Raw genomic sequence first — 24,005 nt, 5'->3', positions numbered from 1 at the left:
GTAAAAAAGCCAATGACTACGAATTCAAAGTTTTTAAATGCAGCATCTGTATTGGTGTTAAAGATGGGGATGTTTGCCCCAGCAACGGTTTTTATGTCAATTGCTGCGGTCGGAGAAATACAAGCGTCTGTAGTCCGCTCTATTGAGGTTCGTGGGAATAAGTTTGTAAGTTCTCAGGCGATTCGAGACAATATGGGGATTAAGGTTGGGCAAGGTGTTTCCAGTGGTGATGTTGATAGTGCTGTGAAGAACCTTTTCGAATTGGGTTTATTTTATGATGTTAAAATAAATCCGGTGGGTGATAAATTGGTTGTATTCGTAAAAGAATATGAGGTTGTCAATCAAATATTGTTTCAAGGAAATAAATCTTTTAAAGACCCAGATCTTAAGCGGTTTATTTCTTTAAAACCGAATGAGCCTTTTAATTCTGCTAAGCTTTCTGCTGATATAAATACAATTCGTGAGGCTTATAAAACTCTTGGTCGTAATAATATCACTGTTAACGTTCAAACGATTAACCTTGGAAAAGGGCGGGTTAATGTGGTATTTAATGTCGTTGAAGGGAAAAAAACAAAGATTGGTGATATCACTTTTAAGGGAAATAATGTCTTTGGAAGTCGTCGTTTGCGTGATGTGATTTCAACAAAAACTTCAGGAATTTTTTCGAAGTTGTTGGGAGGTGATGTTTACAGTGAAGAGCGCCTCGCTGTTGATGAAGAAGCTTTACGTCGCTTTTATTATAACCGTGGTTATGCAGATTTTCGTGTAGTCTCTTCTAAAGCAACTTTTGATGCAGCAAGCAATACGTATAAAATTTCTTTCGTTCTTGATGAGGGTGCGCTCTATAAAATTAGCGATATTCAGGTTGAAAGTGATGTTGATGGAATTGACGTTCAATCTGTGAAAAGGATGCTTAAAACCCAGCCAGGTAATGTTTATAGTGCAGAAGATATTGAACAGTCTGTTGCAACTATTAATAACAAAGTTGCTGATTCGGGATATGCTTTTGCTAAAGTTGAACCGCGGGGAAATCGTAATTTAGCAAATCATACAATTTCAATTTTATATAATATTGAACGGGGTACACGTGCTTATATTCAACGTATTGATATACGTGGCAATGAGAAAACGCGTGATTACGTCATTCGCCGTGAGATTGATTTAAACGAAGGAGATGCTTACAATCAAACTTTATTACAGCGGGCAAAACGTCGTCTAGAAAGTTTAGGTTTCTTCAAAGCCGTTAATATTTCAATGGTTCCTACAGATCAATCTGACCAAGTTGTTTTGGTAATAGATGTCGTTGAAGCTTCAACAGGAGATCTTTCTCTTTCTGGAGGGTATACAACAGGGGGAACAAGTCCTGGTATGTCACTTGAAGTTTCTGTTACTGAACGTAATCTTGGGGGACGTGGTCAATATGTTCGTTTAGGATTAGGTGCGGGGCAAGAAAAATCTCGTAATTATAATTTATCATTTGTTGATCCTTATTTCTTAGGGTATCGTTTATCTGCTGGTGTTGATGTTTTTCGTAGTACTTATCGTGCTGATAAAGCCTATGATGTACGGCAGACAGGTGGATCGCTGCGGTTTTCGTTACCTATTAATAATCAATTATCTGCTAATGTAGCTTATTCTTATGTGCAGGAAGAATATGATTTTGGCGGAGAGTATGATTTTGACAAAGAGAGTGACATAATAGAATTATATGGGAAATATTCTGGTGCGATTGTTCAAGCTGCAAAACACAGCCCTTGGAAACGTTCATCAATTAGTTATGGTTTCACCTATAATACGATTGATGATATGAGATCCCCCCATGATGGGTGGTACGTGCATCTGCTTCAGGAATATGCAGGGCTTGGTGGGAGTGCAAAGTTCTTGAAGACCACGGGTAAGGCGATGATGTACAAGACTCTTTCTGACCAGAAGGATATCGTTGGTTTGCTTTCCTTTGGGGGTGGTTATATCCACGGAATGGGCCGAGATGGTGTTCGTATTTTCGATATGTTTAAAGTAAATTCTGATATGATTCGAGGGTTCAAATATAATGGAATAGGTCCGCGTCAGGTTTCCAGTAAGGGTGAGGTTTATTTCTTGGGGGGAACGACATATATGAATGCGACTGCTGAAGTACAGTTCCCTATCCCTGTCGTGCCTGAAGGATTTGGGTTGCGCGGTGCTTTATTTGCGGATATTGCCACGCTTTATGGCAATAATTATAAAGCCGTTTTTAAGGGTGAACCGTCTGTTACCAATACCAAAAGTGCTTGGCGTTCATCTGCAGGTGTGAGTTTGATGTGGGATTCTCCGTTTGGTCCTTTGCGTTTTGATTATGCTTGGCCAATAACGAAGCAGGAAGGTGATCGTTTGCAACAATTGAACTTTGGTATTTCTACGAAGTTCTGATTTGAGCGATTTTAAGAAGGAAAAACTTGAAGAGAATAGCTTAAGCTGGGAGAGAAAGTGTTTTGATGGCGGATACATTTTTTTTTACGCCGTCCCGACGATTGACAGTTGCAAATGCTGCTGAGTTGACGGGTGCAAAGCTTCTTAATCCAGAGTTTTCTCATAAAGTTATCAATACTCTTTCTTCACTTGAGAGTGCTGTGGAAGGTTCGCTTGTTTTTGTAGAGCATCGGAAGTTTTCTGATGCTTTACTGGACAGTTCTGCTGTTGCTGTTTTGTGTACGAATGAGATTGTTTTTAAAGTTCCCGAAACTATGGCAATTTTGGTGACATCCACACCACAGCGTGACTTTGCTCAGATTGGTCGTATTTTGTTTCCAGATTCTGTCAAGCCAATGCCTTGGTTGGGGCAGAAGGGGATTTCATCGCATGCGCATATTCATCCAACGGCTAAGTTGGCACATGATGTGTGTATTGAAGCGGGAGCTGTTATTGGTAAAAATGTTGAGATTGGTGCAGGAACTCTTATTTCATCCACAGCTGTTATCGGTGAAAATTGCCGTATTGGATGTGACTGCTATATTGCTCCTAAGGTAACAGTTCAGTGTTCTATAATAGGTGATAAGGTTCAGCTTTATCCTGGTGTTTGCATTGGGCAAGATGGTTTTGGTTATGTTGGGGGCGTTTCTGGAATCGAGAAAATTCCACAGCTTGGTCGCGTTATTATTGAGGATGGTGTAGAAGTTGGTGCGAACACGACAATTGATCGTGGAACATTTCAAGATACTGTTATTGGTGAAGGAAGCAAGATTGATAATCTTGTACAAATTGCCCACAATGTCAAAATTGGACGCTATTGTCTTATTGCCGCTCAATGTGGCATTGCGGGAAGTACATCTATAGGGGATATGTCTCAGCTTGGCGGAAGTGTGGGAGTAGCGGATCACATCATAATAGGTAAATCTGTTCAGATTGCTGCTCGTAGTGGTGTTATGAATGACATTCCGGATGGCGAAAAATGGGGAGGTAGTCCAGCGCGACCATTTAAACAATGGTTTCGTGAAGTAGCGGCATTGCGCAGTATGGGAAAAGTTAAAAAGGAGAAACGCTGATATGATCAGCAGTGAAAAAACTAAAAACTTAGAGGCTGTCGATATTGAAAAACTATTATCAATATTACCGCACCGTTATCCATTTTTATTAATTGATCGTATCGTTGATATTGATGGTGAACAAGAAGCGATTGGTATTAAAAATATAACGATTAACGAGCCACATTTTATGGGACATTTTCCCTCAAAGCCTGTTATGCCTGGAGTTTTGATTTTAGAAGCTATGGCACAAACGGCAGGAGCAATAGCACTTTTAAATTTAGGCAATAAGCAAACAAATTTAGTTTACCTTATGACGGTTGATAATGCGAAATTTCGTAAGCCGGTTATGCCTGGTGATCAGCTCAAGATTCATGTTCAGCTTTTGAAAAAAAGATCTGGTATGAGACGTTTTTCATGTGTTGCAAAAGTAGAAGATGTCCGCGTCGCTGAAGCAGAAATTGCTGCGATGATTGTTGAAAAAGAATAAACGATATTTGATGGGGATTTAAAAATGTCCGGTACGAAAATCCATCCAACTGCTCTTGTGGAGAAGGGAGCGCAGCTTGGTGAGAATGTACGCGTTGGACCATTTTGCCATATTAGTTCAGAGGCTGTTATTGGTGATGAATGTAGTTTGACAAGTCATGTTGTAATAATGGGAAAGACAACGTTAGGAGCCAAGAGTAAAGTATTTTCTCATGCCGTTTTGGGGGCAGATCCGCAAAATAATAAACATAAAGGAGGGGCTACAACTCTTTTTATTGGTAAGAATTGTACGATTCGTGAAGGTGTAACAATGCATAGGGGGTCCGATTCGAGTGTAGGAATGACAGTTGTTGGTGATAATTGCCAATTTTTTTGTTATGCGCATATCGCTCACGATTGTTATGTAGGCAATCATGTAACATTTGCCAATAACGCAATGATTGCTGGTCATGTTACTATTGGTGATTATGTGATTATTGGTGGTGGTGCTGCTGTTCATCAATTTGTTCGTGTTGGACATCATGCATTTATCGGCGGCGTATCTGCACTGGTTGGTGATCTGATACCTTATGGAACAGCTGTTGGTGTGCAGGCAAAACTTGCTGGACTCAATATTATTGGCATGAAGCGTGCAGGACTTGAGCGTCAAGATATTCATGCACTCCGTCATGCGGTTGCTATGCTTTTTGATCATAGCAAACCATTTAAAGAGCGTGTCAGTGATGTTGCTTCTTTCTATTCTTCTTCTCATTCTGTTTCTGAAGTTGTTAATTTTATTAAAGAAGAAGGAAAGCGTTTTTATTGCACACCAAAATTTGAAGGTGTTAGAATAAAAGAACATAAGGATTAAAAATGCCTATTTGGGGAGCCAGAAGTTTTCTTTCCGGCCGTACTGCTATTATAGCAGGAAATGGTGTTCTACCGATTACTGTTGCGCAGACTCTTGAGAAGAATGGAGAAAATCCTTTTCTTGTGCTTTTGCATGGTGAGGCAGATTCTGTTCTTTATCGCTATGAGCATTGCGAGCTATCAATTGTAGAGTTAGCACGACTCGTTAAAATTTTAAAAGAGGCTGGTGTATATAATGTTGTTTTGGCAGGTGGTGTGAAAAAGCGTCCACTTCTTAAACAATTGCGACTGGACTGGACAACATTTTTAGCTCTTCCTAAGTTAATCGGAGCTTTGAAGAGGGGAGATGATGCGTTATTAAAAGCTTTTATACGGGTTATTGAAGCACACGGTTTTTGTGTTATTGGTGCTCACGAAATAGTCCCAGATCTTTTAGCTCCCATAGAATTTAATTTAACAGTACGGCGCGCTACTCCAAAAGAGAAAAAAGATATTTTTTTAGCAGTAGAAGCAGCAAAGCTTTTAGGTCAATTAGATATCGGGCAAGCCGTTGTCGTTGTCCAAGGAAGGGTGGTTGCTCTAGAGGGCGCTGAGGGAACTGATAATATGTTGTGGCGTATTTGTGAAATGCGAGAAAGAGGGCAAATTCCCCTTAAAGGTGGCATTCTTGTAAAATGCGCAAAACCACAACAGGATAATCGCGTTGATTTGCCATCAATTGGGCCCGCGACAATAATGAATATTGCAAAGAGTGGTTTATCTGGTGTTGCGGTGGAGGCAAATAGAAGTCTAATATTATCAGTGAAAACAACAATAGAAAAAGCCAACAAATATTCTTTATTTATAGAGACATTTGAAAAGTTTGGTCATGAATAATTGTTTCTTAAAGATTGCAGTGGTTTCAGGTGAGGAATCTGGTGATTTACTTGGGGCCGATCTAATTTCTTGTTTATCACAACAGATAGGATGCAATATTCATTTGATTGGTGTTGGGGGGAGCCATTTAAAGGCATTAGGCTTAAAAAGCTTTTTTGATTCCCATGATATTGCTTTAATAGGTTTAAAGGAGGTGTTGAAAAAACTACCATTGTTGTTGCTACATATTCGCAATTTATCCAAATTTATTGCACAAGAACAACCTGATTGTTTAATTATTATTGATAGTCCTGATTTCACGCATCGTATTGCAAAAAAGGTACGTGCTTTAGCGCCTTCTATTCCTATCATTAAATATATTGCACCAACCGTTTGGGCATGGAGGCCAGAGCGTGCAAAAGCTATGTGTGGATTTGTTGATCATGTTTTAGCGGTTTTTCCTTTTGAAGAAAAGATTATGCAAGATTTGGGAGGCCCTGCCACGACTTATGTTGGACATCGTCTTTTGACATATCCTCCCCTTTTGAGAGTTCAGTCAGAAAAAAAAAGCCAATTAGAACAAAGAAATTTGATCGATACACAAACATTATCGCCTACATTAGTTATTTTGCCAGGATCACGCAATTCAGAAATTCGTTCCTTAATGCCTATTTTTCGAGAAACAGTAGAGATTCTTGTACAACGTATTCCTCATTTACGTATTATTTTACCAACCTTACCTCATTTGGTAGATAGAATCCGGGACTTTGTGCAGGGCTGGAAAAGCAAGATAGAAATTGTAGTTGGTGAAGATGAAAAATGGCGTGCTTTTGCACAAGCAAATGTTGCTCTTGCTGCACATGGAACTGTTTCACTTGAATTAGCCTTAGCAAAAGTTCCTATGGTTCTTTGCTATAAACTTGATTTCTTTTCTAAATTATTTATTTTTCCTAAAATGATGTTATGGAGTGCTGCTCTTCCAAATATTATTGCTGATAAGCCTATTGTTTCGGAATATTTGAATGAATTAATCCGTCCTGGCATGTTAGCAAGACAGGTAGAACAACTTTTGGCTAATCCTTTATTGCGACAGGCACAACTTGATTCCTTTGAGATGGTAGAACAGAAAATGAAAACTGAAGTACCATCGGGGGTTGTTGGCGCACAAACAATTATCACTCTTTTAAAAAGCAGGAATAAAATTGTATAAATAAAGCAATATTTTAATGATTAATATTTAATTTTAGCAAGAAAATTACAAGCACGTTGGCTTTTAGGATTGGTAAAAAATTCTTCAGAGGCTGCATCTTCAACAATTTTTCCATTTTCTAGAAAGAGTATTCTTTCTGAGACTTTACGTGCGAAGCCCATTTCATGGGTAACACAAAGCATTGTGATCCCTGTATCGGCTAATCGAGCCATCACTTCCAAAACTTCTCCCACACTTTCTGGATCAAGAGCAGAGGTTGGTTCATCAAAAAGCATGACTTCGGGTTCCATACAAAGTGCACGGGCAATCGCAACACGTTGTTGTTGCCCACCAGAAAGTTGTAAAGGATATTTTTCACAGTGTTTTTCAATACCAACATGCGTTAAGTAACGAATTGCCCGTTCTTGTGCTTGTTGTTTGGAAAGCCCTTGAACGGTCATAGGTGCTAAAATACAATTTTGTATAACGCTCATGTGGGGAAATAAATTAAAGTTCTGAAAGACCATTCCTATCTTACGAAGAACATTTTTTTGCTGTTGTATAGGTGCAGTATGGATATCAACGTTATGGATACAGATTGAACCTTTTTGTGCTTGTTCTAATTGATTAATACAACGAATTAACGTTGATTTTCCTGATCCGGATGGTCCACAAATAACGATATGTTCACCAGCTTGAACATTAAAGTTGATATCATGTAGGACCTGAAAGTTTCCATACCATTTATTTAGATTTTGGATAGAGATCACAGGGTTTTTACTGGGAGAGATCGATTTATTATTTTTCAAATTCATCTTATTTTATTCTTTCATTGATGAAGAACTTGATTAATTCAACATTTTGGTTTGGTAAAGTTTTTTATGATCATTTTATTTACCGTAAATATCGAGTGAGGCGCTGCTCGATAAAAACAATAAAACGATGAATGAGTTCAACGATAAAGAGATAGATAAGAGCAGCCCAAACGTAAACTTGAAAATCGAAAGTCCGTGAATAAGCGAGTTTAGCAACCCCCATTAAATCATAAACAGTAATAAGTGAGGCAACAGCACTGGATTTAATCATTAAAATCAACTCATTTCCTAGGGGGCGTAATGCTACAATCATTGCTTGTGGAAGAATAACTCTAAAAAATGTGACAGAGTTGCTTAAACCTAAAGCTTTTGATGCTTCGCGTTGTCCAGTTGTTACGGATAGAAAACTTCCTTTAAAGATCTCAGATTGATAGGCAGCAGAATTGAGTGTAAAAATAAAAAGACAACAATACCACGCGTTTTGAAAAAACCACCATAGCCCCACTTGTTGCCAAAAACTGTTCATTGAACCAAGCCCATAATAAAAAAGAAAGAGTTGAGCTAATAAAGGAGAGCCACGGAAAAAATAGACATAAGCATTTGCAAAATATTGTAAAAATGTATTCTCTGATAGACGTGCAAAAGCGATAATCATACCAAGAAAAAGGCCTAGAGAACAAGAAATAGAAACAAGTTCAACAGTAACAATAAAGCCATTAATAAATTTGGGTCCATAATGACTTAAAAGATCAGGATTAAAAAGAAAATAAAGCCACTCAGGAATCATTGACTTAGCACCTTTTTATAGCCTATTTGAGTGTATGTTTCCGAATGGCGTAAGATTGCAGTAAAAACCGCTGAAAATAACAAATAGAGTAAGCATGCTACAAAATAAAATAGCATGGGTTTATTGGTAGCAGCGACAGCTAGATTCGTTTGTCGCATGAGGTCAACAAGCGCGATGGTAGAAACAAGGGATGTATCTTTCAGTAAAGTAAGCCAATTATTAGAAAGTCCTGGCAAGGCATTTCGGATGAGCTGAGGGAAGACAATACGAAAAAATGTGGTTGACCGTGAAAGTCCTAAAGCTTTAGCTGCTTCATATTGACCTTTATCAAAAATATTAAATGCTCCAAGCCAAACTTCACAAGAAAAAGCTGCAAGAACCATACTAAGGGCAAGAACACCAGCAACAAAAGCATTGATACTGAACATGATTTCAAAACTAAAATAGTCAAATAAATTTTGAATAAGGCTTTGTAATCCGTAGTAAACTAAAAACAAAGTTAAAAGCTCTGGCAGCCCACGAAATATCGTTGAAAAAAGGCGTGCCATAGCTTTGGCCATCTTAATATTGGATCGAATCATCACTGCATTGAGAAGCCCTAGAGGAAATCCTAGAAGTCCACAACATAATGCCAATGACAAAGTCATTCCTGCACTGGAAAGTATAACTGCTCCCCATCCACCATTGCTAAATGATAGCAATGCTAAATTTTCAATCATTCTTGTATTCCTCATGAAAGAGTTAGATAATATTTTTTAGCAATAACCAACGGGTTTCATTAAAATATCATATTGATATTTAATAAACATCACTTGTAAAATATTTTCTCATAATTTTTTCATAAGTTCCATCCAAACGGATTTCTTTTATAGCTTCATTGAACTTATTTTTAAGATCATTATTATTTTGACGGACTGCAATTGCAACAGGAAATCTTGTTTCTTCTAGAGTTCCCAAGAGGAGACAACAATCTTTTCCTTCATTTTTAAGCCAATTTAATGCTTGTAATTTATCAACAATGATCACATCAAGTCGATGATTTAAAAGATCACGATTCACTTCTATTGTGGAAGGATAGAGTTTTATTTTCACCTCTTCAGAGGCAAAATGATCTTCTGCATAGAAAGCTTGTGTTGTATTTGATTGCACACCAAGATTTTTACCTCTAAAGTCTTTTGTCGAGATTTCTTTAATTCCCGAAGCTTTGGTAACAATAACAGCCAGTGCTGTATCGTAGTAAGGATCTGTAAAGTCAATTTTTTGTAAACGCTCTTGTGTGAGAGAGAGGGAAGCAATGATAGCATCATATTTTTTTGCAATAAGTCCAGGGATCATTCCCTCGAAGTCTTGTGTAACAATAGTACACTCAACATTCATTTTTTTACAAAGTGCATAAGATATATCAATATCAAGTCCCTGCAATTTATTATTTGAGTCAATATAACTGAAGGGAGGATAGGTGCCTTCACTCGCAATTTTTAATGTTTTCGCATCAGCCAATTGGGTGAATAGTGCGGCGCTTATTATAAGAGCTCCTGCTAATAGTTTCATGATGTTCTCCTATTGGATAAGCGGGCAATATGAAATCATTATGTTTTTATAATCTGTAAGCTTTTTGGGAGCAATTCAAAAATTTATTGATGTTTATTTTAGATCATTATGTTGGGCATTATTGATAAAAAAAGAATAAATATCTTATTGCTTGTATGATAGCTTAATTTTCACGAAATGATTGATTTGAATCATTTCATGAGTAAAAACTGAGGATTTTTCTTGAAAATAAGGCTATTAAATTTGAACATAAAAAAATTAGATTTTGATACGGTAAAAATACAACCTTATTGTTGTCATTAGATTCTACAAAATATTTAGATCTCAAGGAGCAATTAAAAGTTATTTTGATAAATGTAAATTTTCTTATAAAAATGCCGAATTTCCAATTATACCTGCATGTTCAATAAAGAGTTAAAGATACCCCTTAAATATACAGATTGAGTTTTAATTCATAGTACTATCTAATTGATATCGAAAGTAAAATATTTTCTCATAATTTTCTCATAGGTTCCATCGGCGCGGATTTCTTCTATTGCTTTATTAAAACTGTTTTTAAGATCATTATTATTTTGACGGAGTGCAATTGCAATAGGAAAATTTGTTTCTTCTAGAGTTCCCAAGAGGAGACAGCAGTCTTTTCCTTCATTTTCAAGCCAATTTAATGCTTTTAATTTATCAAAGATGATGATATCAAGCCGATGGCTTAAAAGATCACGATTAACTTCTGTTGCTGTAGGATAAAGTTTGATATTAACTCCTTCAGAGGCATAATGATCTTCCGCATATGCAGCTTGTGTTGTATTTGATTGTACACCAAGGTTTTTACCTCTAAAGGCTTGTGTTGAGATTTCTTTAATTTCCGAATTTTTGGTAACGATAACAGCGAGTGCTGTGTTGTAGTAAGGATCTGTAAAATCAATTTTTTGTAAGCGCTCTTTTGTAGGAGAAAGGGAAGAAACGATAGCATCATATTTTTTGGCAAGAAGACCGGGAATCATTCCCTCAAAGTCTTGTGTGACAATAGTACATTCAACATTCATTTTTTTACAAAGCGCATAAGATATATCAATATCAAACCCTTGCAGTTTGTTATTTGAGTCAATATAACTAAATGGCGGATAAGAAGCATCGCTTGCAATTTTCAGCGTTTGAGAATTGGCCGATAGGGTAAACAGTGTCGCGCTTATTATAAGAGCTCCTGCTAATAATTTCATTATGTTCTCCTATTAGATAAGCTGGCAAATATGAAACCATCATGAATTTTTATAATCTGTAAGCTCTTTTGGAGCAATGTAAAAAATTTATCTGTGTTCATTTTGCTATCATTATGCTGAATATCATTATCAAAAAAATAATTTCTTTTTATAAAGTATGGGAATAAAAAATATAGGAAAGAAAGTCACCTCTTATTGGTTATAGGGTGATTTTTAATAATTTTATTTAAAAATCAATAATTTATCTTTAAAAGAAAAACTATCAACTTAAATACAAAGAAAATTTCAGCTTTTAACAGGACAAAATGTAAAAGTGTTTTTATTCTAATTAGAGAAGCACTTAATGTAAGCTTTTTGCAATTTTATCTGAAGAAGATAGAAAGAAAAATTCTGACATTGCTAGATTTTAATATGTAATAAGGCTTTTAAACATGGGGGAATGATAGGGAATACATTTCCATTAAAGATAATGAGGATTATAAGGTAAAATTTTCAATTTCTTTTTGCTAAATGTTTGGCTAATTTGCAGAAGAGTATTCTCAATTTCTTTACAGAGCTAAAACTTAGAATTTTTTAGTAAATTTTTATGATGATGTTATCTCTGTAGAAAGAGTTTTAAAATCACGTTTTATAAAAATTTTTAAAGGATGTTTTTTGATTACTCTCAATAAAGCTTCAGTAAATTGAAGCTTTATTGATTTCTTTTTTTAATTTGCACGTTCATCTATAGGAACATAGTCACGCATAGCATAGCCTGTGTAGAGTTGTCGAGGACGACCAATTTTTTGTGCAGGGTCTTCAATCATTTCTTTCCATTGTGCCACCCACCCGACACTGCGCGCCAATGCAAAAAGGACAGTAAACATTTCAGTTGGAAAACCTAGAGCTTTTAATGTAATGCCGGAATAGAAATCAACATTGGGATAAAGCTTTTTCTCAATAAAATATTCATCACTTAAGGCAATTCTTTCAAGCTCTATTGCAATATCAAGAAGAGGGTCATCTTGAATGTTGAGTTCTTTTAAAACTTTATGACAGGTTTTTTGCATGATTTTTGCACGTGGATCATAATTTTTATAGACACGGTGCCCAAAGCCCATAAGGCGGAAAGGATCATTTTTATCTTTTGCACGTGCAATAAATTCAGGAATTCTTTTAATAGAACCTATTTCTTGTAGCATTTTTAGGCATGCTTCATTGGCACCACCATGTGCTGGTCCCCAAAGGCATGCAACACCTGCTGCAATACAGGCAAACGGATTAGCACCTGAGGATCCAGCAAGACGTACCGTAGATGTAGAAGCATTTTGTTCATGATCTGCATGAAGGGTAAATATTTGATCCATCGCCCGAGCAAGCACAGGGTTTGTTTTATATTCTTCACAAGGAACAGCAAAACACATATGGAGGAAATTTGCAGCATAACTAAGATCATTACGTGGATAAACAAATGCTTGTCCAATACTGTATTTATAGGCCATAGCAGCAAGCGTTGGAACTTTTGAGATAAGACGAACAGAAGCAATCATTCTCTGGTGAGGATCTGTAATATCAATAGAGTCGTGATAGAACGCAGACATAGCGCCAAGGCAGGCAACCATGACGGCCATAGGATGAGAATCACGACGGAAGCCATGGAAGAAGCGTGCAAATTGTTCGTGGACCATGGTATGCTGCATAATACATCGATCAAATTCATTTTTTTCTTGCTGTGTTGGGAGTTCACCATAAAGTAAAAGATAACAACTTTCGAGAAAGTCTCCTTTTTCAGCCAATTGATCAATAGGATAACCACGATAAAGCAATATGCCTTTATCACCATCGATATAAGTAATTTTTGATTCACAAGAAGCTGTTGAAGTAAAACCAGGATCATAAGTAAAAATATCGGTTTTTTTATAGAGAGAAGCAATTTCAATGACTTCAGGTCCACTCGTGCCTTTACGCAAGGGAAGCTCTACTTTTTTATCATTCACAATAATATATGCGTTATTCTCAGACATTCGGTATTCCTTTCAGATCCTTCACTTCTAAAAATTAAGACTCTGCTTCATCAGAGTGGGGGATGTATAACTGAAGCTTTTCTTACTTATTTAAGGGTAGATTGCCTCTAAAAGTGAGTACATGCAATCTAAAAATATTTCCTTATTGATCATTATTACTCAATAAGAAATGTATTTCAATGATATAACATAAAAAACTCTTTTAGGGCGCGTTGAGATATCTGTATAGATCCTTATTTGAGGAAATATACTCAGTGCACATCATGGGCATATTGTTGTGATAAGTTGGTCCTTGATGCGATGAAGAGATTCATTGCGTCCTAATAAAATAAGAATATCCAAAACACCTGGTGATGTTGCACATCCTGTAAGAGCTGCGCGAAGTGGTTGGGCGATAGATCCAAATTTGAGATTCTGTGTTTGGACAAAAGAGCGAAGTGTTTCATCTAGAGTTTTTGTATCCCAAGAGGGGCAAGCTTTCAGAGCAAGATAAAGATCGTTTAAAATGGTTCGTCCATTTTTATCTAAGAGCATTTGAGCTTTTTCATCAAGTTGTAAAGGTCGTTGCGTAAAAATGAAGGAGGCATTGTCAATCAGTTCGCACAGTGTTTTTGAACGTTCTTTCAAATGCGGGATTGCTTTTAAAAATTGAACACGGCGTTTTTCATCAAGTCTTTCAATAATTTGTGCTCCCCTATCGGTTTCTGGTAGAATATTAAGAGCGGCATCAAAAAGTTCTTGATCATTACTCATACGCATATAGTGTCCGTTGATGGAATCGAGCTTTTTGAGATCAAAACGAGCAGCACCTTTGTTAATATCCTCAATATCAAACCAAGAAATCATATCTTTAAGTGACATCAGTTCGTCATCACCATGACTCCAACCTAAACGGACAAGGTAATTGCGCAAAGCAGCAGGAAGATATCCCATTGTTCGGTAGGCATCAACACCGAGCGCACCATGTCGCTTTGATAATTTTGCACCGTTTTCACCATGGATAAGAGGAATATGGGCCATAACAGGAATGTCCCATCCCATTGCTTTAAAGATAATCGTTTGTCGGGCTGCGTTGGTAAGATGATCGTCACCACGTATAATATGTGTGATGCCCATATCATGATCATCAACGACAACAGCATGCATATAGGTAGGCGAACCATCAGAACGCAAAATAATGAAGTCATCGAGATCTTTATTAGGAAAACGGACATCACCTTGAACACGATCATGTACAATCGTTTCTCCATCTTGAGGGGCTTTGATGCGAATAACAGGCTTAACACCTTTAGGAGCTTCAGAACTATCACGGTCACGCCAACGTCCATCATAACGTGGTGGGCGCCCTTCTGAACGGGCTTTTTCACGCATTTCAGCTAACTCCTCAGGTGAAGCATAACAATAATATGCTTTGCCATTCTTGACCAACTGTTCAGCGATTTGGCGGTGACGTTCTGCTCGTTCGAATTGCGAAATAGGGGCGCCATCATAACTAAGACCCATCCAGTGCAAGCCATCTATAATGGCTTTTACAGCTGCTTCGGTTGAACGCTCTCGGTCTGTATCTTCAATTCGTAAAAGCATTTTTCCACCGGTATGTTTTGCATAAAGCCAATTAAAAAGAGCAGTACGAGCACCACCAATGTGAAGGAAGCCAGTGGGTGAAGGGGCAAAACGAGTAATAACAGACACGAATATTTTCCTTTAAACTAAGATATTACTTATGGAATTTTATAGAAAAGTCATGTTAGCATAAGTGATGGGGCGTGCAATAGCCGTATTGCGAGTTAAAGTGGGGGACTGATGTTTTATAAAAGTAAAGAGGGTTTATCCGAAAAATCTGTTACAGAAAGAAAAAAGCCATGTCAGATAGGGCAGAGTGTTTTTTCTAGGTATGATGATGCAAAGAACAGTAGCTATAATCAACAAAAACTTTTTTTATTGACACTCTTAAAAGAAGTAATCATTTTTTTTCGCAAATGGTTAGAAGATTGTATTAATAAAGAAGTTTCTTTTGGTATCCTTTTTTCGCTGATTTTAGTCTTTTTTGCCCTAGGAATCATTTTCTATTTTCATTTAGAGTGGGAACCAAGTTGGGGACAATTGGGGGCGTTGGTCAGTATTTTTCTGGGAATATTCTATGTAGCACGTTTTTATCGAAAAATATCGATTCCCGTGGGGTTTCTGTTTTGTATTATATTGGGTGCTTTAGCGGCAAAAATAGAAACGTGGCGTATTGCAACACCCATGCTAAGCAGTGACATTGTCACTACATTGACGGGAAGAATTGTTTCTATTGAGTCAGGTGCCAAAGGAGGATTTCGTTTAGTTTTGGATATTTTGAATACAGAAAATCCCGTATTACGCCATAGTCTTCATCGTGTTCGTTTATCGGCAAGATATTTGCCATCTGGCTTAGCGATTGGTGATGGATTGCATGGAAAAGTTAAGATTCGTGCATTCTCTGGGCCGGTGCGTCCAGGAGGCTACGATTTTAGTTTTCATAATTATTTTAAAAGAATTGGAGCACAAGGCGTTTATTTAGGAAAACCAAGAAAAATATCCGTTTCGCAGCCTGATGGAATATTCGCTATCATTCTACAGAAAATTGAAAATTTACGCACGAAGATGACACAAAGAATCCGTATAGCCCTTGAAGGAGAAAAGGGGAGTGTTGCAGCTGCCCTCATAACAGGGCAGCGTGCTGGTATTTCAAATGAGACAAATGAAGCATTACGTACAGCTGGATTAGCTCATATTTTATCAATATCAGGTTTACATATGGCGTTGTTAAGCGGCATAGTTCTTTTGAGTATCCGTAGTTTTTTAGCATTTTTTCCAGTTTTTTCTTCCTATTATTCCAGTAAAAAATTTGCTGCTATCGTTGCTTTTATGATAACAGCTTTTTATTTGTTATTGTCGGGCTTAGCAATATCAGCGCAAAGAAGTTTTGTGATGATTGCTGTTATGTTGGTTGCTATATTGTGTAATCGCTCTGCTATAACAATGCGTAATTTTTCCATTGCAGGGTTGATAACTCTAGCGATGACACCCCATGAAATATTAGGTCCTAGCTTTCAAATGTCTTTTTCTGCGACTGCTGCTTTGATCGCTTTTTTTGATTGGTGGAGTGGAAGGTCATTTTTTCGTAAAAGAAAAACAACTCCCTCTTATGTTGGAGGAGGAGTGATAAATTTTGTTTTCTTATCGATGCTTTCAACATGTGCTTCTTCCTTTGTTGCAGGGAGTGCAAGTGGAATTTATGCTGCTTATCATTTTTCTAATATGGCATCGTTGAGCATTATCAGTAATGCTTTTGCTTTGCCTGTCATCTCAATTTTTGTCATTCCCTTTGGATTAATCGCAGTTCTTGCAATGTTAGGAGGATTCGAATGGCTTCCTCTTCAAATTATGGGTTTTGGAGTTGATCTTGTAATAAAGATTGCACATGCTATCAAGGCTATTTCTCCTGATTTGAATCCTGGTTTTATGCCGTTATCAGCGTTAGTTTTATTGAGTATAGGCTTGGTTGGACTGACTTTTTGCAAAACACCCATCCGGCTCTTTTTTAGTTTGTTTATTTTGGCAGGTATTTCTATTTGTGTATTGCATTCACCTGTACAACTGATTATAGCAGATAATATGCGCCTCGTGGGCGTTATTCATGATAAAAAATTATATATTGATCGTTACCATATTTCTAAGTTCACGACATCCATATGGAAAAAGTCATTTCGTGTGAATGAAACGATTAAACCAACAAAATATGGTCCTTCGTTGCACGGACAATTTATTTGTGATTATCATGTATGTACATCTTTATTGGATAATGGATTAAAAGTGATCGTTTTACAGAGAGAAACAGATCAATGTGTAGAGGCAGATATTCTCATTCAGACATTTGTGATGCATAATCCAACTTGTTACAAGAAGGCAAAAATGGTATTTATACCTCAACAATTGTTATCACGAGGAAGCGTTATGATGACCAAAGGTGGAGATATTATTTGGTCTTCGCTAGGGTTTCATAGACCATGGAATATGCACAGACAGCATTCATAAAAACATATAATCAGTCATATTTTGCTTCACATTTGGATAATGACAAAACAAAAAATAACAGAAGACTTTTCTCATAATATTTTACGGTATTTAAATTGGTAAGTTTATCAACGTTATTGAAATGAGATAATAATCTACAGTTTTCTAGAAATGGATGATTTTTTATATCTGATCATTTTAATTTTTTCAAAAAAATTGATATGTGCATCTTTGTGCATCCTATTGATAGCACAAAATAAATCAAAAATTCTTATTGAATGAGAAAAATGCTAACAAATATTCTCAAAGAAATAAAAAAGATAATTGTTGATTATTCTATTTTATTCTTATCATATATTTCTATAACGAGTAACATCTCTTCAAGCAAGAGATGATGGTCAATTTAAATAGATTGCGTCAAGAGGTTATCTTTTATTATCATTATTATCGGTGGTAATAGGGGTGATAAATGCTGCTTATACGGATAGAAGGCAAAGTCATTCATGAATGTTCAGCAGTTAAAAAAAATGGCAGCTATTAAAGCGCTTGAGTTTGTTGAAGATGGTATGCGGCTTGGTATCGGATCTGGTTCGACAGTCAATGAATTTATTCGTCTTCTAGGTGAGCGTGTTGCGGATGGTTTGCGGGTGACTGGTGTTGCTACTTCAAAATATTCTGAACAACTCTGTCATAAGTTTGGAGTGCCTGTTAGCACTTTAGAACAAATACCTGAGCTGGATCTTGATATTGACGGAGCAGATGAAATTGGTCCTGAGATGATGCTCATTAAAGGGGGAGGGGGAGCATTGTTGTATGAAAAAATTGTAGCGTCGGCATCTCGTGCAATGCTTGTCATTGCGGATGAAACAAAGGTGGTAAAAAGACTTGGTGCTTTTGCACTACCAATTGAAGTTAATCCATTTGGTATCCACACAACATGCAGAGCCATTGAAAAAGTCGCTGATGATTTAGGGCTTTCTGGAAAAATTGCATTGCGAATGAATGGAAAAAATCCTTTTGAAACAGATGGTGGCCATTTTATTCTTGATGCATTTTGGGGCTGCATTTTGCAACCAAAACCATTATCAGATGCACTTCTTGCTATTCCTGGTGTTGTTGAGCATGGCCTTTTTTTGGGGTTGGCTTCACGTGCAATTGTCGCTATGGCTGATGGTCAAATAAAAGTTTTAGAACCGTTTGATTTTTAGAAAAGGCATTTACATGATGATATGTTAGCACAGTAAAAAAGGGTCTTAAAGATTTTAGGTAGAATAACGAATTAAAATTATAATTAGCGATCGGGGTAATCATTAAATGAAAATAATATTTTCTTTTCAGCGTTTTGTCGTATATTTTAGTGCAATTGCTATTTTTGTTGTGAATGTTGGCATGGCTTATGCACAAGGTGTGAGTGATCAACATTTAGATTCAGCGCGAAAGGCAATCAGAGCTATTCATGCAACGGATCAATTTGATAGCTTTTTACCAAATGCGGTCCATGATTTCAAAAATGAACTGATTAGCGATGATCCGAATTTGGCAACAGCTATTTCTGATATTGTTGATAAGCAGGCGCTTGCTTTAATTAAAAGGCGCTCTGATCTAGAAAAAGAGATTGCTCATGTATATGCAAAATATTTTACTCAAAAAGAGCTTGATGCGATAACAACATTTTATAATTCTGATACCGGTAAAAAGTTTTTGACAGAAGTCCCCAATATTGCACGTGATTCTTATTCAGCATTTGATATATGGCGTACTGCTCTTATGCGGGATCTTGTAGAAAATGTGAAAAAAGAGATGTCTGAAACACTTAATTTGAATAATTCTACTATGCCTACAAATATGCCTATAAAATCAGAATCTTCAGAAAATAAAAAATAGCTTGATCGATATCATGACAACAATAGGCAATTTCTGATTTTTTTAATAGCGGCGGTTTTCCCGCCGTTTTAAATATTTTAATGAGAATAAGTCTTTTTAGAATACTGCTTTATAAAAAAGGCTTCTTCAAAAAAAAGACTTTCATTTGATAATAAAAGATCTTAGCCTACTCTTGCAGATGTATAAGAAGGAATAATTCGTGGGCTCTTTTGACTTTGATTTATTTGTTATTGGAAGTGGTTCTGGTGGAGTGCGTGCAGCACGGCTTGCTGGAGGTCTTGGCAAGCGGGTCGCTATAGCAGAGGAATATCGTATAGGGGGCACTTGTGTTATTCGTGGTTGCGTTCCCAAAAAACTTTATGTTTATGCATCACAATATGTAAAAGAATTTAAGAAAAGTGTTGGTTTTGGGTGGGAATATGCGGATCCAATTTTTAGCTGGGAAAAGTTGGTTGCAGCTAAAAATAAAGAAATATCAAGGTTAGAAGGGTTGTATCGTAAGGGATTAGAAAATAACAATGTGCATATTTATGAAAGTCGTGCTACTTTTATAGATGATCACACATTAGAGCTTTCTGCCACGGGTGAGCGGGTAAGTGCAGAAAAAATTTTGATTGCAACAGGGGCAAAACTTGCACCAAATACGTCCATAGAAGGCGGTGAATTTTGCCTTACTTCTAATGAGATTTTTGACCTTAATCAACTCCCAAAATCAATAGTGATTGTTGGTGGAGGGTATATTGGTGTTGAATTTGCTAATATTTTTCATGAATTAGGTGTAAAAACAACACTCCTTCATCGTGGTGATTTAATCCTTCGTAATTTTGATCATGATTTGCGGCAATTGCTCAGCGATGCAATGATTGAAAAAGGGATTTCTATTCTCTATGGCATAACAATTTCTAAAGTGCAGGCTGCAGAAAATTGTTATGAAGTTGTTTTATCAAATGGGAAAATAATCAGAGCCGATCAGATTATGTTGGCTACGGGGCGTGTACCAAATACAACGGGTTTAAGACTTGAGCGGGCAGGTGTTAAGGTGAATGAATTTGGTGCAGTTGTTGTTGATGAGAAAATGACAACAAATATCCCCCATATTTGGGCTGTTGGTGATGTAACAGGTCATATTCAATTAACACCCGTTGCGATTCATGATGCAATGTGTTTTGTTAAGACAGCATTTGAAAATATTCCAACAACACCTGATTATGATTTAATTACAACAGCAGTTTTTTCACAGCCAGAGATTGGAACGGTTGGTCTTTCAGAAGAGGAGGCGGTAAAGCGTTATAAGCGTCTTGAAATTTATCGTACAGTTTTTCGTCCTATGCGTAATATTCTTTCTGGTAGTTCAGAGAAAATGCTTATGAAACTCATTGTTGATGGTGAAAGCCGTATTGTTGTGGGCGCTCATATTTTAGGGGAAAATGCTGGTGAGATGGCTCAGCTTATAGGGATATCTCTCAAGGGTAAGCTGACGAAGGATATCTTTGATGAGACGATGGCAGTGCATCCAACGATGGCAGAAGAATTAGTAACGATGTATAAACCAAGTTATATATATGAAAATGGGAAGAAAATAGAAAGTTAAACAGCATATATTGCGGTAAAAAGCTTTTGATATGCTAATCTGTAAGATTAATCTTTAGAGAGAGTGTAATGATAAAAGAATGGGCGCCTGACACTTGGAGAACAAGGCCAATTAAACAAGTTCCGACTTATCCGGATAAGTCTATGTTAGAAGATGTTGAGCGAAAACTGAGAAGGTATCCTCCTTTAGTTTTTGCCGGTGAAGCACGTGATTTAAAAAATGAATTAGCAGCCGTTGCGAAAGGCCAAGCTTTTTTATTGCAAGGTGGTGATTGTGCCGAAAGCTTTGCAGAACATGAAGCTGATAATATTCGTGATTTTTTTCGTGTATTTTTGCAAATGGCGATTGTTTTGACCTTTGGTAGTTCTAAACCGGTTGTTAAAATTGGTCGTATTGCTGGTCAATTTGCAAAGCCTCGCTCTTCTGATATTGAAAGAAAAGAGGGAGTTGAATTTCCTGCTTATCGTGGGGATATTATTAATGGCATTGAATTTGAAGCCGGTTCTCGTATTCCAGATCCGCAACGGATGTCTATGGCTTATCGCCAATCTGCGGCAACACTTAATCTATTGCGTGCTTTTTCACAAGGTGGCTATGCTAATTTAGAAAATGTTCACACATGGATGTTGAGTTTTGTTTCTAACAGTCCGCAGGGAGAACGTTATGAATTATTGGCAGAGCGTATTTCTGAAGCAATTGATTTTATGCGTTCTATAGGGATTACATCCAAAACACATTCTTCATTGCGTGAAACATCTTTTTATACCAGTCATGAAGCACTGTTGCTTGGTTATGAAGAGGCTTTGACTCGGATTGATTCAACTTCAGGAAATTGGTATGCAACATCTGGTCATATGTTATGGATTGGTGACCGTACGCGTCAGATTGACCATGCTCACGTTGAATATTGTCGCGGCATTAAGAATCCTATAGGATTAAAATGTGGTCCTTCCATTGAACCTGATGAGCTTTTAAAATTAATTGATATTTTAAATCCTGAAAACGAGTTGGGGCGGCTTACTCTCATTACGCGCTTTGGTTATGATAAAGTTGAAAGTTATCTGCCTAAACTCATCCGTGCTGTTGAACGCGAGAAGCGTGCGGTTATATGGTCATGTGATCCAATGCATGGCAATACAATTACTGCCAATGGTTATAAGACGCGTCCTTTTGATTATGTTTTAAAAGAAGTAGAGAATTTTTTTGCAGTGCATCGTGGAGAAGGAACTTATCCAGGAGGCATTCATATTGAGATGACAGGTCGTGATGTTACTGAATGTACAGGAGGGGCGCACGCCATTTCTGTGGACGATTTATCTGATCGTTATCATACGCAATGTGATCCACGGTTAAATGCAGATCAAGCGTTAGAATTGGCTTTTCTTGTTGCTGAACTCCTTAAAAAAAATCGCGTGACTGAATCGTTAGCAATTGCTGCTGGGGGGTAGGCAAAAATTTGCCTAATATTTTTAGGTCATTATGGCAGAAAAGAATTTTAAAAAATGATGTTTCCGATGATGAAGAATAAAGTTGTGGTTGCTAAACTGATGAAATGATACAAAGGCTTATGAAAAATGATTTTCGGGTATCAATTGCCCAATTAAATCCTATTGTCGGTGATATTGAGGGGAATTTTTCTTTAGCTGTCATGGCGCATCAAAAGGCCAAAGAAGAGGGGGCTGATCTTGTTTTATTCACGGAACTTTTTATAAGTGCTTATCCGCCGGAAGATCTTGTTCTAAAACCTGCTTTTACAAAAACATGTGAAGAGACTGTTGAGAAATTAGCAAAGATAACCGTAGGCGGACCAGGAATTGTCATTGGTCTTCCATTAAGGCGCAATGGTAATATTTACAACGCTGTCATGGTTCTTGATGAAGGGAGAGTCATTGCCGAATGTTTGAAGTTTGATTTACCTAATTATGCTGAATTTGATGAAAAGCGTTTATTTTCTTCAGGTCCACGTCCTCAGCCTATTGTCTATCATGGAATTAAATTAGGAATAGTCATTTGTGAGGATCTTTGGAATGATTCCTCTCTTAGTACAGAGCTTAAAGATAAAGGAGCGGAAATTATTCTTGTCCTTAACGGATCTCCTTATTATCGTAATAAAACATTAAAACGTATAGACGTTGTTCATACACAGGCTCTACAATCTGGAGTGCCAATTATCTACGCTAATCAAGTAGGTGGTCAAGATGAGCTCGTTTTTGATGGTGGGTCTTTTGCCTTGAATGGACAAGGCAAAAAGATATTTCAAATGAAACACTTTGATAGCCATATTGCTTTAAGCCATTGGCAAAAAACAACGACGGGATGGCACTGTATTTCAGGTCCTAATGAAAGTCTTCTCAATGGATTAGCGGCTGATTATCAAGCTTGTGTTTTGGGGTTGAAAGATTACGTTAATAAAAACGGCTTTAAGGATGTTATTCTTGGTCTTTCAGGAGGAATTGATTCAGCCCTGTGTACGGTAATGGCGGTGGATGCTCTTGGTGCTGAGAGGGTTCGCACCATTATGATGCCCTATCATTATACTTCGCAAGAATCATTAAAAGATGCCAAAGAATGTGCTGATCTTTTGGGATGTCGTTATGAAATCATACCGATTGCACAACCTGTTGAGGCTTTTTTAAAGACAATGGCATCTGTTTTTTCAGGGTTACCCTCTGACGTCACAGAGGAAAATCTTCAAAGTCGTATACGCGGTACACTTTTAATGGCGCTTTCAAATAAATTCGGCTCAATGGTGGTAACGACAGGCAATAAGTCAGAAATGGCTGTGGGATATGCAACACTGTATGGGGATATGAATGGCGGGTTTAATCCTCTTAAAGATATTTATAAAATGCAGGTTTATGCATTAGCGGAGTGGCGCAATAAAAATCACTTGCACAATTTGAGAGGACCAGAAGGAATGATCATTCCATCCAATATTATAGAAAAAGCACCCTCTGCAGAGCTGCGGGAAAATCAAAAAGATGAAGATTCTCTTCCGCCTTATCCTATTTTAGATGATATATTACAATCTCTTGTAGAAAATGACATGAGTATTTGTGATATTGTTAAACGTGGACATTCACGAGAAACTGTTGCGAAAGTTGAACAGCTTCTTTATGGTGCCGAATATAAAAGGCGTCAATCTGCGCTTGGTGTAAAAATCAGTTACAAAAATTTCGGACGCGATCGTCGCTATCCTATAGTCAATCATTTTCGCGATAAAAATTGAGTATT

19 protein-coding genes are annotated in these 24,005 nt (G+C 37.1%); 12 read left to right on the top strand and 7 right to left on the bottom strand.

Going from position 1 to position 24,005, the window contains the following annotated elements:
* Positions 1 to 12: 12 nt before the first annotated feature.
* The 6 genes from bamA (at position 13) to lpxB (ending at position 6,903) form a co-directional block, all read left to right on the top strand.
* Positions 13 to 2,409 carry an outer membrane protein assembly factor BamA gene (gene bamA, locus ACFIL3_RS03725; protein WP_375613471.1) on the top strand — a complete coding sequence of 799 codons (2,397 nt, stop codon included), beginning with the start codon at positions 13 to 15 and terminating at the stop codon, positions 2,407 to 2,409.
* 65 nt (positions 2,410 to 2,474) lie between these two features.
* Positions 2,475 to 3,521: a UDP-3-O-(3-hydroxymyristoyl)glucosamine N-acyltransferase gene (gene lpxD, locus ACFIL3_RS03720; RefSeq protein WP_375612127.1), complete on the top strand. Its 1,047-nt coding sequence runs from the start codon at positions 2,475 to 2,477 to the stop codon at positions 3,519 to 3,521.
* A gap of 1 nt (position 3,522) precedes the next feature.
* A complete protein-coding gene (gene fabZ / locus ACFIL3_RS03715; RefSeq protein WP_375629629.1) occupies positions 3,523 to 3,990 on the top strand; it encodes a 3-hydroxyacyl-ACP dehydratase FabZ in 468 nt (155 codons plus the stop codon).
* A 24-nt stretch (positions 3,991 to 4,014) separates the two neighbouring features.
* Positions 4,015 to 4,839, top strand: coding sequence for an acyl-ACP--UDP-N-acetylglucosamine O-acyltransferase (gene lpxA / locus ACFIL3_RS03710; protein WP_375681846.1), 825 nt, complete (start codon positions 4,015 to 4,017; stop codon positions 4,837 to 4,839).
* Between the two features lie 2 nt (positions 4,840 to 4,841).
* Positions 4,842 to 5,714 carry an LpxI family protein gene (locus ACFIL3_RS03705; protein WP_375612129.1) on the top strand — a complete coding sequence of 291 codons (873 nt, stop codon included), beginning with the start codon at positions 4,842 to 4,844 and terminating at the stop codon, positions 5,712 to 5,714.
* Positions 5,707 to 6,903 carry a lipid-A-disaccharide synthase gene (gene lpxB / locus ACFIL3_RS03700; protein WP_375612130.1) on the top strand — a complete coding sequence of 399 codons (1,197 nt, stop codon included), beginning with the start codon at positions 5,707 to 5,709 and terminating at the stop codon, positions 6,901 to 6,903. The genes ACFIL3_RS03705 and lpxB overlap by 8 nt, the downstream gene beginning before the upstream one ends.
* A 20-nt stretch (positions 6,904 to 6,923) precedes the next feature.
* Here lpxB and ACFIL3_RS03695 read toward each other — a convergent pair whose 3' ends face one another.
* From ACFIL3_RS03695 to gltX, 7 genes are all read right to left on the bottom strand, one after another.
* Positions 6,924 to 7,697, bottom strand: coding sequence for an amino acid ABC transporter ATP-binding protein (locus ACFIL3_RS03695; RefSeq protein WP_375612131.1), 774 nt, complete (start codon positions 7,695 to 7,697; stop codon positions 6,924 to 6,926).
* Between the two features lie 79 nt (positions 7,698 to 7,776).
* Positions 7,777 to 8,484: an ABC transporter permease gene (locus ACFIL3_RS03690; RefSeq protein WP_375612132.1), complete on the bottom strand. Its 708-nt coding sequence runs from the start codon at positions 8,482 to 8,484 to the stop codon at positions 7,777 to 7,779.
* Positions 8,481 to 9,203: an ABC transporter permease gene (locus tag ACFIL3_RS03685; protein ID WP_375681845.1), complete on the bottom strand. Its 723-nt coding sequence runs from the start codon at positions 9,201 to 9,203 to the stop codon at positions 8,481 to 8,483. The genes ACFIL3_RS03690 and ACFIL3_RS03685 overlap by 4 nt, the downstream gene beginning before the upstream one ends.
* Before the next feature lie 79 nt (positions 9,204 to 9,282).
* Positions 9,283 to 10,035, bottom strand: a complete 753-nt coding sequence (locus ACFIL3_RS03680; RefSeq protein WP_375612134.1) for a transporter substrate-binding domain-containing protein — start codon at positions 10,033 to 10,035, stop codon at positions 9,283 to 9,285.
* Between the two features lie 464 nt (positions 10,036 to 10,499).
* The gene (locus ACFIL3_RS03675) at positions 10,500 to 11,252 is read right to left on the bottom strand and encodes a transporter substrate-binding domain-containing protein (RefSeq protein ID WP_375612135.1); all 753 of its coding nucleotides are present in this window, start codon (positions 11,250 to 11,252) and stop codon (positions 10,500 to 10,502) included.
* 707 nt (positions 11,253 to 11,959) lie between these two features.
* The gene (gene gltA, locus ACFIL3_RS03670; RefSeq protein WP_375612136.1) at positions 11,960 to 13,255 is read right to left on the bottom strand and encodes a citrate synthase; all 1,296 of its coding nucleotides are present in this window, start codon (positions 13,253 to 13,255) and stop codon (positions 11,960 to 11,962) included.
* Positions 13,256 to 13,516: 261 nt separating this feature from the next.
* Positions 13,517 to 14,947, bottom strand: a complete 1,431-nt coding sequence (gltX, locus tag ACFIL3_RS03665; protein WP_375613476.1) for a glutamate--tRNA ligase — start codon at positions 14,945 to 14,947, stop codon at positions 13,517 to 13,519.
* 111 nt (positions 14,948 to 15,058) lie between these two features.
* Here gltX and ACFIL3_RS03660 point away from each other — a divergent pair, with 111 nt between their 5' ends.
* The 6 genes from ACFIL3_RS03660 (at position 15,059) to ACFIL3_RS03635 (ending at position 24,000) form a co-directional block, all read left to right on the top strand.
* Positions 15,059 to 17,317, top strand: a complete 2,259-nt coding sequence (locus tag ACFIL3_RS03660) for a ComEC/Rec2 family competence protein (protein ID WP_375612138.1) — start codon at positions 15,059 to 15,061, stop codon at positions 17,315 to 17,317.
* Positions 17,318 to 17,799: 482 nt separating this feature from the next.
* Positions 17,800 to 18,504: a ribose-5-phosphate isomerase RpiA gene (rpiA, locus tag ACFIL3_RS03655; RefSeq protein WP_375612139.1), complete on the top strand. Its 705-nt coding sequence runs from the start codon at positions 17,800 to 17,802 to the stop codon at positions 18,502 to 18,504.
* A 106-nt stretch (positions 18,505 to 18,610) separates the two neighbouring features.
* Positions 18,611 to 19,180: a DUF2059 domain-containing protein gene (locus ACFIL3_RS03650; protein WP_375612140.1), complete on the top strand. Its 570-nt coding sequence runs from the start codon at positions 18,611 to 18,613 to the stop codon at positions 19,178 to 19,180.
* A 199-nt stretch (positions 19,181 to 19,379) separates the two neighbouring features.
* Positions 19,380 to 20,771 carry a glutathione-disulfide reductase gene (gor, locus tag ACFIL3_RS03645; RefSeq protein WP_375612141.1) on the top strand — a complete coding sequence of 464 codons (1,392 nt, stop codon included), beginning with the start codon at positions 19,380 to 19,382 and terminating at the stop codon, positions 20,769 to 20,771.
* Positions 20,772 to 20,839: 68 nt separating this feature from the next.
* Positions 20,840 to 22,219 carry a class II 3-deoxy-7-phosphoheptulonate synthase gene (locus tag ACFIL3_RS03640; RefSeq protein WP_375612142.1) on the top strand — a complete coding sequence of 460 codons (1,380 nt, stop codon included), beginning with the start codon at positions 20,840 to 20,842 and terminating at the stop codon, positions 22,217 to 22,219.
* A gap of 119 nt (positions 22,220 to 22,338) precedes the next feature.
* On the top strand, positions 22,339 to 24,000 hold the full coding sequence (locus ACFIL3_RS03635) for an NAD+ synthase (protein ID WP_375681844.1): 1,662 nt from the start codon (positions 22,339 to 22,341) through the stop codon (positions 23,998 to 24,000).
* Positions 24,001 to 24,005 lie beyond the last annotated feature (5 nt).

This window comes from Bartonella sp. CE47NXGY, from assembly GCF_042195415.1.
In the GTDB taxonomy this organism is placed as follows: domain Bacteria; phylum Pseudomonadota; class Alphaproteobacteria; order Rhizobiales; family Rhizobiaceae; genus Bartonella.
This window is presented reverse-complemented; position numbering and strand designations above follow the sequence as displayed.

Bases quoted from the DNA above. Each gene is read 5' to 3' on its own strand.
- bamA (WP_375613471.1), top strand. From the start codon at position 13: ATGACTACGAATTCAAAGTTTTTAAATGCAGCATCTGTATTGGTGTTA.
- lpxD (WP_375612127.1), top strand. From the start codon at position 2,475: ATGGCGGATACATTTTTTTTTACGCCGTCCCGACGATTGACAGTTGCA.
- fabZ (WP_375629629.1), top strand. From the start codon at position 3,523: ATGATCAGCAGTGAAAAAACTAAAAACTTAGAGGCTGTCGATATTGAA.
- lpxA (WP_375681846.1), top strand. From the start codon at position 4,015: ATGTCCGGTACGAAAATCCATCCAACTGCTCTTGTGGAGAAGGGAGCG.
- ACFIL3_RS03705 (WP_375612129.1), top strand. From the start codon at position 4,842: ATGCCTATTTGGGGAGCCAGAAGTTTTCTTTCCGGCCGTACTGCTATT.
- lpxB (WP_375612130.1), top strand. From the start codon at position 5,707: ATGAATAATTGTTTCTTAAAGATTGCAGTGGTTTCAGGTGAGGAATCT.
- ACFIL3_RS03695 (WP_375612131.1), bottom strand. From the start codon at position 7,697: ATGAATTTGAAAAATAATAAATCGATCTCTCCCAGTAAAAACCCTGTG.
- ACFIL3_RS03690 (WP_375612132.1), bottom strand. From the start codon at position 8,484: ATGATTCCTGAGTGGCTTTATTTTCTTTTTAATCCTGATCTTTTAAGT.
- ACFIL3_RS03685 (WP_375681845.1), bottom strand. From the start codon at position 9,203: ATGATTGAAAATTTAGCATTGCTATCATTTAGCAATGGTGGATGGGGA.
- ACFIL3_RS03680 (WP_375612134.1), bottom strand. From the start codon at position 10,035: ATGAAACTATTAGCAGGAGCTCTTATAATAAGCGCCGCACTATTCACC.
- ACFIL3_RS03675 (WP_375612135.1), bottom strand. From the start codon at position 11,252: ATGAAATTATTAGCAGGAGCTCTTATAATAAGCGCGACACTGTTTACC.
- gltA (WP_375612136.1), bottom strand. From the start codon at position 13,255: ATGTCTGAGAATAACGCATATATTATTGTGAATGATAAAAAAGTAGAG.
- ACFIL3_RS03660 (WP_375612138.1), top strand. From the start codon at position 15,059: ATGTTTTATAAAAGTAAAGAGGGTTTATCCGAAAAATCTGTTACAGAA.
- rpiA (WP_375612139.1), top strand. From the start codon at position 17,800: ATGAATGTTCAGCAGTTAAAAAAAATGGCAGCTATTAAAGCGCTTGAG.
- ACFIL3_RS03650 (WP_375612140.1), top strand. From the start codon at position 18,611: ATGAAAATAATATTTTCTTTTCAGCGTTTTGTCGTATATTTTAGTGCA.
- ACFIL3_RS03640 (WP_375612142.1), top strand. From the start codon at position 20,840: ATGATAAAAGAATGGGCGCCTGACACTTGGAGAACAAGGCCAATTAAA.
- ACFIL3_RS03635 (WP_375681844.1), top strand. From the start codon at position 22,339: ATGAAAAATGATTTTCGGGTATCAATTGCCCAATTAAATCCTATTGTC.